A 16,346-nucleotide genomic window follows, 5' to 3' on the forward strand; every position below is an offset into this window, starting at 1 on the left:
GGGCGACCCGTCAGCCGCTCACGGTGAAACCAGGACTGGTACCGGAGATGGCTCGCGGGTCGCCCGCCAGCGGTTTGGCGTCGCCCTCGTACCTCAGCCGGTACTCGCCTGCTTCCGTCCCCTCGGGGATGTCCCAGGTGAGCGTCACCTTGGAGGCGGCGACGCCGTAGCGCTCCCAGCGGAAAGTGGTGGACCAGTCGCCGTCGTCGGCGACGGTCCGCCATTCGCCGTTCCGGCGGTGCTCCACCCGCAGGTACGTCCCGCCCCGGTGCAGCACGTTGCCCGGGTGGGCGCCAGCGAAGACCACGCTCACCCGTTCCCCGGCGCGGTAGTTGGCGCGCGGCGCCGTCAGCACGTCGCCGAACTCCTTCTGCAGCGGCGGCGCGTCCACGACGATGGGCGGCTGCAGCGAGATGGTCTTGCCGGAGATGTCCGGCGCGACCGGTCCCAGGGGAAGGTCCTCGCCGTTCAGCATGGCGCGCGCGAGCCGCGCCGCCGTCTGCTGCAGCGCGGGGAGCTGCCAGCGCCCGAAGAGGGTGCTTCCGCCCTCGTACTGCTGGGAGTCGTACTCCTCGGGCGTGGTCAGGTAGTGGAAGTAGGAGTTGGCGTACCCCGCCACGAGGACGTCCTGCACGTCCGCTCCCACCACCTCGGCGACCGTCCGCCGCAACCGCAGCCCGGCGCCGATCGTCACCTCGCCGGGCACGCCGATCAGGTAGAGCTGCCCGATGCGCAGCAGCTGGACGGGCACCTGCTCCTGGACCCAGGGGTAGATCCCGTTCATCACGCCGACCGGGGCGAAGATGTCCTTGGGGGACTGGGCTTCACGCAGCTCGGGTGAGGCCTCGTAGATGATCGAGTCCGAGATGGCGTCCCAGAACGGGTTCTCGCCCTCCTCGAACCCCGGGAACGCCGGGCCGTCCTCGACGCTTCCGGCCGCCATCGACGCGCCGATGGACGCCTTGGACGTCTTGTGCGACTTGCCGTCGCCGGTGTACTCGGCGTCGACGGTCGTGTCGGAGAGGTCTATGTAGACGAGCCGCGAGTCCACGCCGCCGGTCATCTGCTTGCCGCGCGCGTCGAGTTGGCGTGCGGCGGCCTCGTACTGGCGCAGGCCGTTGGCCCGGGTGTTCTCGAAGTCTGCGGGCGTCGTGGGCGGTTTGAGGTCGAGGTTGGGGGACATGTCGCCCGCGTTGGTCTGCGCGAATGCGGCGACGAAGTCCGGGGCGTCGTCCGCGAGGTAGTCGGCGCCCTCCACCTCCCGCTCCCAGTGGTAGGCGGCGTAGCCCTTGTTGTCCGCGCTGATGAGCCTGTTCTCGCCGGACATGCTCGTGCCGTGCGTCGCGAACCAGTTGACCGCGCCGGCGACACGTCCGTCCCGCTCGATGCGCAGCACTGACGTCTGCGTGTCCACCGCGTCGGGGAAGTGGCTGCGGATGTCGCCCGGATTGCGCTCGAAGGCGTCCCGCGACCTGTTGGCGTTCGCCCCCTTCAACTCGCCGTGGGTCAGGGTGAGTTCAGCGGGCGCCGCGTCCTCGTGCGCACGTTCGGCCGCCTCCACGATGCCGTCCGTGAGCGCCTCGAAGGTCTTCTTGTGGAAGCCCAGCGTGGTGACGTTGTAGAGCAGGTGGTGCGAGGACCCGCCGGGCCCGCAGTGGGTGTGCGTGGCGGTGAGCATGACGTTGCGGTGCGTGTAGAGGTCGCCGTATTTCTCGCCGAGCCTCTTCAGAACGGCCTGGTGGACGCTCTCGAAGATCATCGCCGTGTCGGCGACGACGAAGAGCACGCGCTCCTTCGTCGCCTCGTCGGCGAAGACGAACGCCCGGGCGCGAAGCCGGGTGTGGAGGCCCTGGGCCTGCTGGTCGATGCGCCCGTAGCCCATCATGCCGACTTCGGCGATCTCGCCGGTGGCGTCGGAGACGCCCCGGCCCACGACGTAGGTCGCGGCGGCCTTGGCGGCGGCCCGGGGCGTGAGGGCGCCCGTGCCCCGCTGGGCGGCTCCGGCTGTGGACCCGACGCCTGCCAGGCCGAGTCCCGCCGCGGCGGCGCCGACCCGCAGCACGGTGCGGCGAGTGCTCCGCGAGGCGGGCGGGCTTCCGCCGGATTCGCCGGCCGCCGCGCCGTCGGGCCCGCCGGAGGGAGGTTCGTGGGAGTGGTGGTGGGGGGTGCTGCTCACGGGGTGCTCCTCAGTAAGGCTACTTCCCGGTAACGGTCCCGTGAGCATGTCACCCCGTACCACCGGCCACAATGCGCCGGAGAGTATTGCTCGGATTGCGCCAACGACCGCGCGAGGCGGACGGACAGACCCCGGGCGGCTCCAACCTCCCCATGGCGCCCGGCACTTGGCGCAAGCACTCCCCGCCCCGCTCCCCCGGCGCCTCAGGGTCCCGGAGTCAGCCCGCGTCGGGTCCTGCCGCCCCTGAGGGGACCGCGTCCCCGGCGCCGCCCGCTGCGGCGTCGCGCCGTCCGGCCAGGGAGGCGTGCGTCGGCGCGCCGGGAACCGTTTCCGGACGCCCCTTCGCGAACTCCCGCCGCAGCACCGGGACGACCTCCTCGCCGAGCATGTCCAGCTGCTCCAGCACCGTCTTCAGGGGCAGCCCCGCGTGGTCCATGAGGAACAGCTGGCGCTGGTAGTCGCCGAAGGCCTCGCGGAAGGTGAGCGTCTTCTCGACGACCTCCTGCGGGCTGCCCACCGTCAGCGGCGTCTGCTCGGTGAACTCCTCCAGCGACGGCCCGTGGCCGTACACGGGGGCGACGTCGAAGTAGGGGCGGAACTCCCGCACCGCCTCCTGGGAGTTCCTGCGCATGAACGCCTGGCCGCCGAGGCCGACGATCGCCTGCTCCGGAGTGCCGTGCCCGTGGTGGGCGAAGCGCTCGCGGTACAGGTCGATGAGCCGCATGTAGTGCTCCTTGGGCCAGAAGATGTTGTTGGCGAAGAAGCCGTCCCCGTAGTACGCGGCCTGCTCGGCGATCTCCGGGCTGCGGATCGAGCCGTGCCACACGAAGGGCGGCACGCCGTCGAGCGGGCGCGGCGTCGAGGTGAAGCCCTGCAGGGGCGTGCGGAAGCGGCCCTCCCAGTCCACGACGTCCTTGCGCCACAGTTCGTGCAGGAGGGCGTAGTTCTCGAGGGCCAGCGGGATGCCCTGGCGGATGTCCTGCCCGAACCAGGGGTAGACGGGCGCCGTGTTGCCGCGGCCCAGCATCAAGTCGACGCGTCCGTCCGCGAGATGCTGGAGCATCGCGTAGTCCTCGGCGATCTTCACCGGGTCGTTGGTGGTGATCAGCGTCGTCGAGGTCGACAGCACCAGCCGCTCCGTGCGGGCCGCGATGTAGCCGAGCATCGTCGTGGGCGAGGACGGCACGAACGGCGGGTTGTGGTGCTCGCCGGTGGCGAAGACGTCGAGGCCGACCTCCTCGGCCTTCTGCGCGATGGCGACCATCGCCTTGATCCGCTCGTGCTCGGTGGGCGTGCGGCCGGTCGTGGGATCGGTCGTGACGTCCCCGACGGTGAAGATCCCGAACTGCACCACTCTCACCCCTTCGAGGTTTAGTTGCCTCTTGAACTACCTAGGGCAACAGTCTCCCACGCGCTTCTCTTCCATGGTGCGCGCGGGCCGGGCGTACCGCGGAAGAGAGGCGAGGCGGAGTGCCCGCGGGGGCGGGTGGACACGCGGACGCGGCAGCGCCGCCGGAGGCGTCTCCGGCGGCGCTGCGGGTGCCCGGGGTGCAGCACTCCTGCGGAAGGGCCGCGGGCGCGAAGGGGCAGGGGCCGCACGGGCGAGCCCTGCGCCCGTCCGAAATCCCAGCGGGCCCGCGCGTCCGCGGGCACGCGGAGATCCGGAAGACGGTTCTAGCCGCCGATATTGACGTCCACACAGGCGTAGAAGGCGTTCGCGGTGTCGGCGATGTTCCATACAGCGAGGACCTTCTTGTGGCCGCTCAGCCCGCCGAAGTCGACCTGGTGCGTCACGGTCTCGCCCGGCTGGGCGCCCCCGTCGTCGAACTCCGCGATCTTCGAGCCGTCCACGAAGTACTGCCAGGTGCTCGTCGAATGCCGTGCGGTCAGCTTCCACTCGAAGCTCTGGGAGCTTCCGACGGGCGTGACCGCCCATCCCTTGCTGTCGTCGTCGAGCTCGGCGAACTGCTCGTTGCCGCCGCTGCAGCTCGTGAGGCCCTTCGGCCCCTCGACGCTCTGCGGCTCCCACTTGATGGCCCCGCACTCGACCGTGCCGGCGGCGCACTGCGCCTGCCTGCTGGGCGGCGAGTTCACGTAGCCGTGCGCGCTGGCCGGGGACGCCGGCAGCGTGAGCACGAGCAGGGGCGCGATTCCGGCGCCGATACCGGCGGCGAGCTTCCTCTTGAAGTCCATGCCACTCCTTGACGGTCGGGGCCGTCGCGCGGTGGGGGCAGGGCGGGCACGTACGCACGCGCCGCACGCCCTCAAGGACGGCCTCTTCGAACGCGGAGGCAGCGCGAAGACCCACTCCACCAGCGGCGAGACCAGCCGCCCGCGGACAGGCCGACGGCTGCGAGCTGGGGGACCCGGTATCACGCTCGCCATTAGTCTAGACCTTATAGATTGTCTGTCCTCGGTCAAGAGAGCCGGCAGAAACGGACCGTTCCGCTCCGGGCCCGGCGAATCCGGAACGACCCGGCGGGAACCGGTGAGACCCGGCGACACCGGGTGAGACCCCGCCGAAGGCGCAGAGAGCGGCCCGTCCCGGAGCCCGTACGGCACCGGACGAGGGGCGTGGGGACGCGGAACCGCCCCCGCCGGAACATCGGAGCGGCACAGGCGGTTTACGCCGTGCGGCACGGTGGGAACGCGGTCCCAGACCCCCGGTGCCCACCGCCGCCGGGAACGACGCGGACCGCTGGTCCGGACCGCCGCCGACAGCAGGAGAAGAAATGAGCACGATGGAGCTCACCAAGGACAACTTCGACGAGATCGTCGCCGACGACGGCTTCGTGCTCATCGATTTCTGGGCGGACTGGTGCGGTCCCTGCCGGCAGTTCGCCCCCGTCTACGAGGCCGCCGCGGAGAGGCACTCCGATCTGACCTTCGCCAAGGTGGACACGGAGGCCCAGCAGGAGCTGGCGGCCGCGTTCGAAATCCAGTCCATCCCGACGCTGATGATCGTGCGCGAGCGCATCGTGGTGTTCGCGCAGCCGGGCGCGCTGCCCGAGGCGGCGCTGGAGGACCTCATCGGGCAGGCGCGCCAGCTCGACATGGAGGAGGTGCGCGCGTCCGCCACCACGCCTGACGACGCGGCTCAGGCGGCTGAGCCCACCACGCCCTCCGACCCCCCGGCCTCCTCCGGACCGGCCTCTCCCGCCTGAGCCCGCAGCCGCCGCGAGATCACCGCGGACGCGGCGGCCGCCGCGACGGAGAAGGTCGCCGCCAGCATCCACGGGCGGTTGAGGCGGTGCCCGAGGAGATGGTCGAGGGAGTACCGTCCCGGTCCCGCTACCGCGAGAGCCGCCCCGGCCAGGGCCAGGTAGGCGGGGAACTCGAGACCGCCCTGCTCGTTGAAGAACCCGGCCGGCGCGTGTACGGAGGCGGCTCCCGCCATGGCCGCCGCCACCGCCGCACCCGCCCCGGGCGAGGCGAGGCCCAGCGCCAGCAGCGCCCCTCCCCCGGCCTCTCCCAGGCCGGACGCCAGCGCGTGCCGGCCGCCGGGCTTGAAGCCGATCTGCGCCATCGACTGGCCGGTGGCCTCCAGGCCCCCGCCGCCGAACCAGCCGAAGAGCTTCTGCGTCCCGTGGCTGACGAGCACGCCCCCGGTGCCCAGGCGCAGGGCGAGCAGGCCGAGGTCGGTGCGGTGGCCGTGGCTGTGGCCGGAGCCGTGCCGGTGACTGTGGCTGTGGACGTGGCTGTGCCTGTGGCGTTTCGTGCGGCACGTCGTGCGGCCCATGGGGGAGGTCCCTTCTCAAGTGGCGCTGGGGGTCGTCGAGTCGGGGCGGGGTCAAGTCGTCATGCTGTGTCGTCCGCACCGGTGAGCATCCGGCGCAGGTCGTAGCTCACCGGCTCTTCCAGCTGCGCGTACGTGCAGCTGCGGGGGTCGCGGTCGGGGCGCCATCTGCGGAACTGCGTGGTGTGGCGGAAGCGGTCTCCCTCCATGTGGTCGTACGCCACCTCGCACACACGCTCGGGCCGCAGGGGCAGCCAGGAAAGGTCCTTGGTCCCGGTCCACCGGCTCGGAGCGCCCGGCATGCGGCTCTCCGCGTGCGCCTCCTCGCGCTGCCAGTGCGCCCAGGGATGCCCTTCGGGCGTCTCCATGCGCAGCGGCTCCAGCTCCGACATCAGCTCGCGGCGGCGGCTCATCGTGAACGAGGCGCACACGCCCACGTGCTGGAGCGTGCCGGCGTCGTCGTAGAGGCCCAGGAGCAGCGAGCCGACGCCCTCGCCGCTCTTGTGCGGGCGCAGCCCCGCCAGTACGCAGTCCGCCGTCCGCTCGTGCTTGACCTTCACCATGATCCGCTCGTCGGGCCGGTAGGGCGAGTCGAGCCGCTTGGCGACGACGCCGTCGAGACCCGCGCCCTCGAACTGGTCGAACCACTGCCTCGCCAGCTCCTCGTCCTCGGTGGCTGGGGCGACGAAGACCGGGTCCCGGGCGTCACGGAGCGCTTCTACCAGCGACCGCCGGCGTTCGGTCAGGGGCGTGTCCATCAGCGATTCGTCGCCGAGGGCCAGGGCGTCGAAGGCGATGAAGCTCGCCGGTGTCCGCTCGGCCAGCAGGCGTACGCGGGACTCGGCCGGGTGGATGCGCTGCTGGAGCGCCTCGAACTGCAGCCGGCCGTCCTGGGCGATGACGATCTCCCCGTCCAGGACGCACCGCTCGGGCAGGTTCTCCCGCAGCGCGGCGTCCAGTTCGGGGAAGTAGCGCTTGAGCGACTTGCCGGTGCGGCTGCCGATCTCGGTCTCGTCGCCGTCGCGGAAGACGATGGCGCGGAAGCCGTCCCACTTGGCCTCGTACTGCATGCCTGCCGGGATCCTCGCCGCGAGCTTGGCGAGCATGGGTTTCACGGGCGGCATCACCGGCAGCTCCATGGCTGGAACTCTATTGCCGTGCGCCCGCTCCCGCCTGCCGGAGCGGCAGCCCCGTGCCCGCGGCAGCGCGGTGCCCGCCGGCCCGTCTGGGGCGTTGCGTTCCCGACGGGAGCGCGACTCAGGAGCGCGACGGAACGGCCGCCCATGCCGTCGTTCTCTGAGATCTCCCGTGTCCGCCGGGAGGCGCCGCGGCCCGCGCCCGCATAGCGTGGCCGCATGGGAGAGGCAGTGGAGCTGACCGTCGGCGACCAGCGGGTGAGGCTCTCCAACCCGGACAAGATCTACTTCCCGGAGGGCGGCTTCACCAAGCTCGACGTCGCCGAGTACTACATGTCGGTGGGCGAAGGGATCACCCGAGCTCTGTTCGAGCGGCCGACCACGCTGGAGCGCTATCCCGACGGCGTGAACGGCGAGTCCTTCTTCCAGAAGCGCGCGCCGAAGAACCTGCCCGGCTGGATCCCCACGGCCCGCATCAGCTTCCCCAGCGGCCGCCACGCGGACGAGATCTGCCCCACCACTCCCGCGGCCGTCGTGTGGGCGGCGAACCTCGGCTGCATCACGTTCCATCCGTGGCCGGTGCGCCGTGACGACACGGACCGCCCGGACGAGCTGCGCATCGACCTCGACCCGCAGCCTGGCACCGACTTCGCGGACGCCGTCAGGGCCGCAGAGCAACTGCGGCCGCTTCTGGAGGAGTTGGGCCTGCGCGGCTGGCCGAAGACCTCCGGCGGCCGGGGTCTGCACGTCTTCGTGCCGATCGTGCCCGAGTGGAACTTCGCGCAGGTGCGGCGCGCGGCCATCGCCGTGGGCCGGGAGCTGGAGCGCCGCGACCCCTCGCGGGTCACGACGAAGTGGTGGAAGGAGGAGCGCGGCGAGCGCATCTTCGTCGACTACAACCAGACGGCGCGCGACCGCACCATCGCCAGCGCCTACTCGGTCCGCCCCAACGCCCGCGCGACGGTCTCCGCTCCGCTGCGCTGGGAGGAGCTCGCCGACGCCCACCCGGACGACTTCACCGTCGGGACGATGCCCGCCCGCTACGCCGAAGTCGGCGACGTGCACGCGGAGATGGACGAGCACCCCTGCCGCCTCGACGCGGCCCTGGAGCTCGCGGCACGCGACGAGAGCGAACACGGCCTCGGCGACCTTCCCTATCCGCCCGAACACCCGAAGGTGAAGGGCGAGCCCAAGCGCGTACAGCCGAGCAGAGCCAGGAAGACGGCGGACTGAAGGGCTGCCCCGTTCATCGTCTGTGGCGGCGTCGTCGCCGACGCACCCGGAAGATCAGCGTGGCGGTGCCGGGCAGCAGTTCGGGTTCATTCCTCCCAGACCGGCACGGAAGGCAGGCCGCGGGCGGCACGTTCGTCGTCGACGACGCGTTGGATCAGCTCGGTCTTGCGCTTGGTGTACGCGAATCCGTCGTCTTCCTCGGCAGCGGCACGCCTCTTCAACTCGGCGTATTCCGCCGCTGCTCGGGGATGCGCCAGCAGGTGGTCCCGGAAGAGCCGCTCGTTGCGCGTGCCCCAGGTGCCGGCGGTGACGACGTGCAGGTGGTGGGTGCGCCGCCCGTCGTCGCTGCTGCGGAAGTAGAACAGCCGCCCGGGCATTCCCGTCTCCTGCAGCCGGAATCCCAGCCGCTCCAGCGAGGCCTCACGGTCGGCGGTGACATCGTCCAGCGTGGCCACCGACGCCATCAGGTCGATCACCGGCTTGGCGGCCAGACCCGGCACAGAGGTGCTGCCCACGTGCTCGATGTCCAGGAACAGTCCGGGTACCGCCTCGGTCAGCTCCGCGCAGGCCTGTCCGCCCTGTGCGGGCCAGGACGGGTCGTACTCCGCGATGTCAACGGTCATCCGCGCATTCTATGGACGGCCCCTCGCCGCTGGTCAGAAGCGGGGTGGTCTCGCAGGCGGCTGGTGCGCTCACGGCGCCGGAGCCGCCCTGAGCAGCTCCGTTCACCGGGACGGTCCCTCGCTGCTCCGGCCACTCGTGCGTCAACTGCGTTCCGCTGTCACCGAATCAACGACGGTGGCCGCCCGCGACGACCTCGAAGACCGTTCGCGGGACGAGTCTCGGCCTGCGCGCGTGGATATCGGTGTACGGGAGCGCCCCTCACAACCGGGCTGAGGGGGACTAGGGTTCGACTTCGAACGGGGTGTACCAGGGGGAGCGGAGAGACCGAGGTGACCGACCAGGACCGGCTGCTGGCCGGCAGATACAGGCTGGACCGGGAGCTCGGCCGCGGCGGCATGGGGACCGTCTGGCTCGCGCAGGACGCGCTCCTCGACCGGCGCGTCGCCGTCAAGAAGCTGCACGTTCCGCCGCAGTTGGAGGACGTCGAGCGGGAGCGCATGTACGAGCGGACACGCCGCGAGGCCAGAAGCGCGGCGCGCATCAGCCATCCCGGCGTGATCGTCGTGCACGACGTGGTGGAGGAGGACGGGCTCCCGTGCATCGTGATGGAGTACGTGCCCTCCCGCTCTCTGAGTGAACTCGTCCGCGAGGACGGGCCGTTGACGTCTGCGGAGGCCGCGCGCACCGGACTCGCGATGGCGTCCGCGCTGCAGGCCGCGCATGCCGCGGGTGTGCTCCACCGGGACGTGAAACCGGCCAACGTGCTGCTGCAGGAGGGATCGGAGCGCGTCGTCCTCACCGACTTCGGTATCGCCGCCGCTTCCGGTACGGAGACACTGACGCGCACCGGGGAGTTCGTCGGCTCCATCGACTACGCCGCGCCGGAGCACATGCTGGGGCGCGAGGCCGGGCCGGCCGCGGACGCGTGGGCCCTGGGCGCGACCCTCTACGAGGCGGTCGAGGGCGTACCGCCCTTCCGCAGGAGCAGCTGGGTGGAGACGGCCTACGCGGCCTCCAGCGAACCGCCGCGCGCGATGGAACGGGCGGGCGAGCTGGGCGAGTTGATCGAGGGGCTGCTGCACAAGGACGCCGACGGGAGGCTCACCCTCGAGCAGGCGGAGGCCTGGCTGCGGGGCGAGGCCGGTACGGCCCGGCTGCCCGCGCCACGCGAGGAGCCGCCCCCGGCCGCCGGGCCGGAGACGCGTGCGGAGCCGCCGCGGCAGCAGCGGAACGACGAGCCCGGCGAGGCGACCGCGCCGGCCCCGGTACCGGCGCCTTCCGGTTCCGCTCCGCCGCCGGCCCGTACGGCACGCGGCAGGAGCCGCGGTGCCCGCGCTCTGGTCTGGGCGCTGTGCTCCGCGCTCGCCGCGGCGGCCGTCGCGGGCGGCGTCTGGTGGCAGTCGGGGAACGGCGGCGGGGATCCCGGTCCGCCCGGCCCGTCCGCTTCGCACTCCGGCCCTTCCCACTCCTCGCCGCCCGAGCTGCCGCCCGTTGCGGACGGATACCAACGGGTGCGGGACGAGCTGGGGTTCTCCGTGGACGTACCCGAGGGCTGGAAGCGCGCCGGCCGGCCCGGCGGGCAGCAGGTGGACTACCTCTCGCCCTCCGGCAGGACGGGGCTGAAGTTCAGCGTCGTGGACTTCGCGGGCGACAGCCCGATCCGGCACTGGCGCCAACTGGAGCCGGAGGTACGGGAGAAGTCGCCGGGATACGAGCGGCTGCGCATGAACGCCACCGTCTACCAGGGACGGGACGCCGCGATCTGGGAGTACAGGTGGCAGGGCAGAGCCCGTCCCTACCGTGCGATCGACCTCGGCTTCGGCAGCGAGGGCCAGGCCCACTACGCCCTGTACCTCTCCGCTCCCGACGCCGAATGGGACGCGGCCAAACCGTACTTCGACATGGCGGTCAAGACCTTCCGCATACGCGCCCGGGACTGAACCGCCCGCGCCGCTCGTCCAACACCCCGCAGCCCAGGGCGTGTTCGGGTGAGGGCGCGCCCGCGAGGAGCGGACTGAGGCCGGGCGGCGCGCTCGTCAGGGGTTCAGGACGGTGCCGCGGCGTGGTCGGCGTCGCCGCGCAGGACGCAGAATTCGTTGCCCTCGGGGTCGGCGAGGACGGCCCAGCCCGTCCCGTCCGGCTTCCGGAGATCGGCGGCCAGTGTGGCTCCGAGGCTCAGCAGCCGTTCGACCTCCTCTTCGCGTGACGTCGTCGGGCGCAGGCACAAGTGGAGCCTGTTCTTGGACGACTTGGCCTCCGGCACCTGGTTGAAGTGCAGCAGCGGCCCCTCCGGAAGCATCACGTCGATCTCCGGGTCGCCCCGCTCGTCGGACGGGTGGAGCGGGGAGCCGGTCACCGCGCTCCAGAAGAGGGCCAGTTCGTAGGCGTCCGCGCAGTCGATCGCGATGTTCTGCAGTACCGAGACCATGCGGGTCAGGATGCCCGAGCACCGCACGGTCCGCCATCAGGACGGTGCGCCGTCAAGCGCCGTCGCCCCCCGCACCCGCGGTACCGGAAGCGCCCCTAGGTACCGGCCGCGCCGGATGCGGCGTCCGCCCAGTGGCGGCGGCCGGTGCTGATGAGGAGGAGCTGGCGGCGGGCCGTGCGGGCGACGGTCTCCTCGTCGGGCCCCTCGCCCAGGGCCGCGTCCAGGAACGCGGACGCGGTCATCACGACGTGGTCCACGTACAGCTCCCCCAGCATCCGGACGTCCTCCGCGCTCCAGCCGGCCGACACCTCGTCGGTCGCGAGTACCTGGGACACCTCGTCGGCGAAGCGGTCCAGCTCGCGGCCTATCGCGGCCCGAACGGCCGGTACCCCGCCGTGTCGCTCGCGGGCCACGAACCGTACGTGCGTGGGGTGTTCGCGCACGTAGCGGGCGATGGCGCCGACGGTCCGGTCGATGCGCTCGACGTCGTCCCGCGGGCCTTCGAGGATCTCGCGGACGACGGCGTGGAGGCTGCCGAGCGACTCGTCGACGAGGGCCACGCCCAGGTCGCTCATGTCGCGGAAGTGCCGGTAGAAGGCCGCGGGCGCCATGCCCACGACCCGCGTCACCTCGCGGAGGCCGAGGCTGCTGAGGCTCTTGTCCTCCAGCAGCCGCAGGCCCGCGTCCAGGAGGGCGCAGCGCGTTCGGGCCTTCTGGGTCTCCCGTGACGTCGAGGCTGAGGCGCTGGTGTGGCTCATGTCATTCAGTAAACAGGTGTTCGCGGGGCGGTGCCAAGGTACGCTCTACTCAGTGAACAGTTGTCATTCCAAGTGTTCACTGAGACTCCGATCATTGGCCCCACACGAGAAAGGCCAAGCATGATCTTCCTGGTTGCCGCGTTCCTCCTGCTGGGATTCCTGGCGGGCACCGCGGCACACATCCCGCTTCCGGCCACGTTCGCCGCAGCCGCGGCCATCGGCGCCTGGCTGCTGGTCTTCGCGGTCCGCGAGCGCAGGCACCACCGGCAAGGGAGCTGACTGAGACATGAACGCCAACGACACGCTGGTCCGTCCCACTCCCCCGGACTTCGAGAACGACCGTCCGGCCCGGGACGGCCGCCGTCCCGGCCGCGACGTCCGGGACGGGATCCGCGACAGCCGCGAGGAAGCCCTCAACGAGGGTGCTGGCGCCGCGACTTCGGAAGAGGAGACCCCTCCGGCGGACGCCACGGGGCGCGCCGCGGCGCGTCTGCGCGACGCCGACGGCATGGCCGTGGCCTCCTTCGTGATGGGCCTGGCCGGGCTGCTCGTCTTCAACGTCGTGCTGGGCCCCTGCGCCCTCGTACTCGGGTCCCTCGCGCTGCTGCGCGGCACGGCCCGGCGGGGCCGCGCTCTGCTGGGCATCTCCCTGGGCGTCGCCGACCTGGCCGTGCTCGCCGCGGTGACAGCGGCCGACCAGTCCTTCTCCTGGAGCCTGGGCGGTTGAGCCCGGCACCGGGCGGCGTCACGCGAGCGGACGGACAGGGGCGGCGGGCCTGAACCGAAGGCCCCGCCGCCCCTCCCGCCGTCGCGGCCCGTCCGCCCGGCCCGTTCCGTCCGCCCCCTCAGAGGCTCACGGCCCGCCGGTACCGGAGGGCTCGGCGAGGAGCAGCGCGAAACGCCCCTCGCTGTCCGTCCACCAGTGACTCAACCCGAAGCCCGCGCGGGAGAGTTCGGCACCCAGCGATTCCCGCCGGAACTTGACCGCGATCTCCGTGAGCGTCTCCTCCCCCTCCTCGAACTCCGCGCTCATCTCCAGCACGGGCAGGGGCACCGTCTGGGCGCGGAGGGAGACCAGCCTCATCTCGATGCGCTCCTCCTCCGGGTTCCACAGCGCGCGGTGCCGGAAGGCGTCCAGATCGAAGCCCGCGCCGAGTTCACGGTTGAGGACCCGCAGCACGTTCTTGTCGAATTCGGCCGTCACACCCTGCGCGTCGTCGTACGCGGGCACCAGCACGGCCGGGTCCTTCACCAGATCCACGCCCATCAACAGGCGGTCCCGCGGGGCGAGTTCGGCACGCAGCCGCGCGTAGAAGGCGGGGCGCGCCTCACCGTCGAGGTTCCCCAGCGTCCCGCCGAGGAAGGCCACCAGGCGCGGGCCGCGTGCGTCCGCTGGCAGCCCCAGGTCCGTCTCCAGGTCGGTGACGCACCCGGTGACCTCCAGGTCCGGGTAGTCCCGGCAGAGGGACTCCCCCGCCGCGACGAGGGCGTCCGCGCTGACGTCGAGCGCCGCGTAGTGCTCCAGGGTCCCGTGCCGCAGCAGGCTGTCCAGCAGCAGACGCGTCTTGCGCGAGGAGCCCGAGCCGAGCTCGACGAGCGTGCGCGCGCCGGTGGCCGCGGCGATCTCGCCTGCGCGCTCGCGGAGGATGCCGTGCTCCGCCCTCGTCGGGTAGTACTCGGGCAACCGGGTGATCTCCTCGAAGAGTTCACTCCCGCGGGCATCGTAGAACCATTTCGGCGGCAGGGTCTTGGGGCGGCCCGTGAGGCCCTTGAGGACGTCGGTGTGGAGTGCGTCGTCGAAGTATCCGTCGGGGAGTCTGCGAGTGAGTGCGAAGCGGCCCGTCATGCGATGGGGATCCTCTCGGAGGCGTGAACCAGCGGGACGGTACGGACGGTTGTGGCCGTGGCGACGAGCAGCGACTCCTCCGGGACCTCCTGCCAACCGGCCTCGGAGCCGGCGCCTGAACCGGGACCGGAGCCGGTACGGGAGCCGGAGCCGGGACCCGGGCCGAGTCCGGAGCCGAGGCCCGGTGCGGACTCGGCACCGCCCTGCCGCGCGTCCTCGGCGCTGTCCCGGCCGTCGCCGGCTCCCTGGCCGGCGTCCGGTTCGGAGGCGACCCACACGCTGCGCGGCCCCGTGCGGTACCAGAGGGTGTCGCCGCGACGGGTGGCGAGGACCGTGCTGCCGTCCGTGAGCAGGAAGTTGAGCCGCGCGGCCGGGCGTATTCGCGCCACGCGGACCGTCAGCGAGGCGAGGGCCTCCTCGACGGGTTCGCCCGCGTCCAGGTGCCGGGTGAGCAGCGTCCACAGCAGCGCCGAGTCGCAGCGCGACTCCAGCCCGAGCAGCCGGCTCGGTGCGACCTGCTCCCCCAGGTCGTCGATCAGGTCCTCCCAGTCCCCCACCGCGCCGTTGTGGCTGAACAGCCAGCGGCCGTGCGCGTAGGGGGCCGCCGCCGTCTCGTCCTGCGCCGTGCCCTCCGTGGCGTCCCGCACGGCGGCGAGTACGGCCCCGCTGCGCACCGCCCTGGTGAGGTCCGGCAGGTTCGTGTCGGCCCAGACGGGGACGGCGCGGCGGTACCGGGCGGGCATTCCGCCGTCCTCGTCGGGCGCGGCCGCCGGCTCGCAGGGGCCCGGATCCGGGTGCGGGCCGGCCGCACCGGACGTGTGCGGGTACCAGCCGATCCCGAAACCGTCGGCGTTGACCGTCCCGTAGCGCTGGAGGCGCGGTGCCCACGACTGCTCGTAGAGCCCCTTCGGGGGCCGGACCACGACGTCGGCGAGCGCCAACGGCGGCCCCAGGTAAGCGAGATGACGGCACATCAGAGACTGCCTCCGCTGGACCGCGCCGTGCGGAAGCCGGCGAAGATCTGCCGGCGGACGGGCAGGTCCCAGTTGCGGAACGTCCCCCGGCAGGCCACCTCGTCGGTGCCGAAGGACCCGCCGCGCAGCACCTTGTGGGCGCTGCCGAAGAAGACCTCGGAGTACTCACGGTAGGGGAAGGCCCGGAAGCCGGGATAGCCGGTGAAGTCCGAGGAGGTCCACTCCCAGACGTCCCCGATGAGCTGCCGCGCACCGCACGGTGCGGCCCCCGCCGGGTAGGCGCCCGCGGGTGCCGGACGCAGGTGCCGCTGCCCCAGGTTGGCGTGGCCTTCGCCGGGCGGTTCGTCGCCCCAGGGGTAGCGGCGGGAGACGCCGGTCTCCGGGTCCCAGCGGGCGGCCTTCTCCCACTCGGCCTCCGTCGGCAGCCGCCGCCCGGCCCAGCGGGCATAGGCGTCGGCCTCGTACCAGCTGACGTGCATCACGGGCTCGGCGGGCGGCACCCGTTCGGTGTAGCCGAAGCGGCGGCGCATCCACATCGCACCGTCCCGGCGCCAGAACAGCGGCGCGGAGAGGTCCGCCTTGCGCACGTACGCCCATCCCTCCGGGTGCCACCAGCGTGCGTCGCGGTAGCCGCCGTCCTCGATGAAGCGCTGGTACGCGCCGTTGGTGACGGGCACGGCGTCCAGGTCGAACGGCGGCACGTCCACGGTGTGCGCGGGACGCTCGTTGTCCAGCGCCCACGGCTCCGTGCTGGTGCCCATGGTGAACGGTCCGCCCGGCACGTGCACTTCGCCGTGGTCCTCGTCCCAGGCGCGGGACATCGGGGCGAGCGGGTCGGGGGCGTCGAGCACGGCGGGGCCGCGCCGGAGCTGGTGCGTGGCGAGCATGGTCTCGTCGTGCTGCTGCTCGTGCTGAGCGACCATGCCGAAGACGAAGCCCTCCTCGGAGAGGGGGTCCACACCGGCGTCCCACGGCGCTGCGTCCAGGGACTCGAAGGCGCGGCGGCGCACCTCCGCGATGTAGGCGCGGGCCTCGTCGGGGCTGAGCATGGGCAGCCCGGGCCTGTCCGCCCGCGGGGTCTGGAAGGCGTCGTAGACGGAGTCCAGGTCGGGACGGACGCCCTGGCCGCCGCCCGCCGCCCGTACGAGCCAGATGTCCTCCTGGTTGCCGACGTGGGCCAGGTCCCAGGCGAGCGGGGACATCAACTTCGAATGCTGTGCGGTCAGTTCGCTCTCGTCGAGGCAGTCGGTGAGCGCCAGGGTCCGGCGCCTAGCCCGTTCGAGGGCCTCGGCGGCGCGTTGCCGCGGGTCCCCCCGCGGCGTGCCCGCGGAGCCCGCCGGGGCGGTGCCGGCGGACGGCTGCGCGGTGGCGGGCGCGGCTGCGTGCTCGGACATCTTCCTTCTCCTTTCGTCGGACGGCACGGACAGCGGTCCGC

Annotated in this window: 16 protein-coding genes; 5 read left to right on the top strand and 11 right to left on the bottom strand. The window is 72.2% G+C overall.

Annotation, left to right across the window (positions count from 1 at the left end; translation table 11 throughout):
- Positions 1-10: 10 nt before the first annotated feature.
- The 3 genes from IEY56_RS03115 to IEY56_RS03125 all read right to left on the bottom strand — a co-directional run bounded on the left by IEY56_RS03115 (position 11) and on the right by IEY56_RS03125 (position 4,369).
- Positions 11-2,176: a neutral/alkaline ceramidase gene (locus IEY56_RS03115; protein ID WP_373292022.1), complete on the bottom strand. Its 2,166-nt coding sequence runs from the start codon at positions 2,174-2,176 to the stop codon at positions 11-13.
- A gap of 217 nt (positions 2,177-2,393) precedes the next feature.
- The gene (locus tag IEY56_RS03120; RefSeq protein ID WP_189035824.1) at positions 2,394-3,527 is read right to left on the bottom strand and encodes an LLM class flavin-dependent oxidoreductase; all 1,134 of its coding nucleotides are present in this window, start codon (positions 3,525-3,527) and stop codon (positions 2,394-2,396) included.
- A 323-nt stretch (positions 3,528-3,850) separates the two neighbouring features.
- On the bottom strand, positions 3,851-4,369 hold the full coding sequence (locus IEY56_RS03125; RefSeq protein ID WP_189035488.1) for a lytic polysaccharide monooxygenase auxiliary activity family 9 protein: 519 nt from the start codon (positions 4,367-4,369) through the stop codon (positions 3,851-3,853).
- Between the two features lie 539 nt (positions 4,370-4,908).
- Here IEY56_RS03125 and trxA point away from each other — a divergent pair.
- Entirely contained in the window at positions 4,909-5,340 is a 432-nt protein-coding gene (trxA, locus tag IEY56_RS03130; protein ID WP_189035489.1) for a thioredoxin, read from the top strand.
- On the opposite strand, the gene IEY56_RS03135 is transcribed toward trxA, so the two are convergent.
- Together IEY56_RS03135 and IEY56_RS03140 are read right to left on the bottom strand one after the other, a co-directional pair.
- Complete coding sequence (locus tag IEY56_RS03135; RefSeq protein ID WP_189035490.1) at positions 5,274-5,915, bottom strand: DoxX family membrane protein; 642 nt, start codon at positions 5,913-5,915, stop codon at positions 5,274-5,276. The genes trxA and IEY56_RS03135 overlap by 67 nt on opposite strands.
- A gap of 59 nt (positions 5,916-5,974) precedes the next feature.
- On the bottom strand, positions 5,975-7,051 hold the full coding sequence (locus tag IEY56_RS03140; protein ID WP_189035491.1) for an ATP-dependent DNA ligase: 1,077 nt from the start codon (positions 7,049-7,051) through the stop codon (positions 5,975-5,977).
- A gap of 216 nt (positions 7,052-7,267) precedes the next feature.
- Between IEY56_RS03140 and ligD the strand changes: the two genes are divergently transcribed.
- A complete protein-coding gene (gene ligD, locus IEY56_RS03145; RefSeq protein ID WP_189035492.1) occupies positions 7,268-8,281 on the top strand; it encodes a non-homologous end-joining DNA ligase in 1,014 nt (337 codons plus the stop codon).
- Between the two features lie 86 nt (positions 8,282-8,367).
- Here ligD and IEY56_RS03150 read toward each other — a convergent pair whose 3' ends face one another.
- Positions 8,368-8,904, bottom strand: coding sequence for a GrpB family protein (locus IEY56_RS03150; RefSeq protein ID WP_189035493.1), 537 nt, complete (start codon positions 8,902-8,904; stop codon positions 8,368-8,370).
- A gap of 330 nt (positions 8,905-9,234) precedes the next feature.
- Here IEY56_RS03150 and IEY56_RS03155 point away from each other — a divergent pair, with 330 nt between their 5' ends.
- The gene (locus IEY56_RS03155; RefSeq protein ID WP_189035494.1) at positions 9,235-10,845 is read left to right on the top strand and encodes a serine/threonine-protein kinase; all 1,611 of its coding nucleotides are present in this window, start codon (positions 9,235-9,237) and stop codon (positions 10,843-10,845) included.
- Positions 10,846-10,949: 104 nt separating this feature from the next.
- Here IEY56_RS03155 and IEY56_RS03160 read toward each other — a convergent pair whose 3' ends face one another.
- Positions 10,950-11,333: a VOC family protein gene (locus IEY56_RS03160; protein WP_189035495.1), complete on the bottom strand. Its 384-nt coding sequence runs from the start codon at positions 11,331-11,333 to the stop codon at positions 10,950-10,952.
- 95 nt (positions 11,334-11,428) lie between these two features.
- A complete protein-coding gene (locus tag IEY56_RS03165; protein WP_189035496.1) occupies positions 11,429-12,091 on the bottom strand; it encodes a TetR family transcriptional regulator in 663 nt (220 codons plus the stop codon).
- A 120-nt stretch (positions 12,092-12,211) separates the two neighbouring features.
- Between IEY56_RS03165 and IEY56_RS03170 the strand changes: the two genes are divergently transcribed.
- Positions 12,212-12,370, top strand: a complete 159-nt coding sequence (locus tag IEY56_RS03170; RefSeq protein WP_189035497.1) for a hypothetical protein — start codon at positions 12,212-12,214, stop codon at positions 12,368-12,370.
- A 211-nt stretch (positions 12,371-12,581) separates the two neighbouring features.
- Positions 12,582-12,818: a DUF4190 domain-containing protein gene (locus IEY56_RS03175; protein WP_229711609.1), complete on the top strand. Its 237-nt coding sequence runs from the start codon at positions 12,582-12,584 to the stop codon at positions 12,816-12,818.
- 126 nt (positions 12,819-12,944) lie between these two features.
- On the opposite strand, the gene egtD is transcribed toward IEY56_RS03175, so the two are convergent.
- The 3 genes from egtD to egtB are packed head-to-tail and all read right to left on the bottom strand — an operon-like array spanning position 12,945 to position 16,305.
- The gene (gene egtD / locus IEY56_RS03180; protein ID WP_189035498.1) at positions 12,945-13,937 is read right to left on the bottom strand and encodes an L-histidine N(alpha)-methyltransferase; all 993 of its coding nucleotides are present in this window, start codon (positions 13,935-13,937) and stop codon (positions 12,945-12,947) included.
- Positions 13,934-14,911: a class II glutamine amidotransferase gene (locus tag IEY56_RS03185; RefSeq protein WP_229711575.1), complete on the bottom strand. Its 978-nt coding sequence runs from the start codon at positions 14,909-14,911 to the stop codon at positions 13,934-13,936. The genes egtD and IEY56_RS03185 overlap by 4 nt, the downstream gene beginning before the upstream one ends.
- Positions 14,911-16,305, bottom strand: a complete 1,395-nt coding sequence (egtB, locus tag IEY56_RS03190; protein WP_189035499.1) for an ergothioneine biosynthesis protein EgtB — start codon at positions 16,303-16,305, stop codon at positions 14,911-14,913. The genes IEY56_RS03185 and egtB overlap by 1 nt, the downstream gene beginning before the upstream one ends.
- Between the last annotated feature and the right edge of the window lie 41 nt (positions 16,306-16,346).

Source organism: Streptomyces daqingensis, from assembly GCF_014645895.1.
In the GTDB taxonomy this organism is placed as follows: domain Bacteria; phylum Actinomycetota; class Actinomycetes; order Streptomycetales; family Streptomycetaceae; genus Streptomyces; species Streptomyces daqingensis.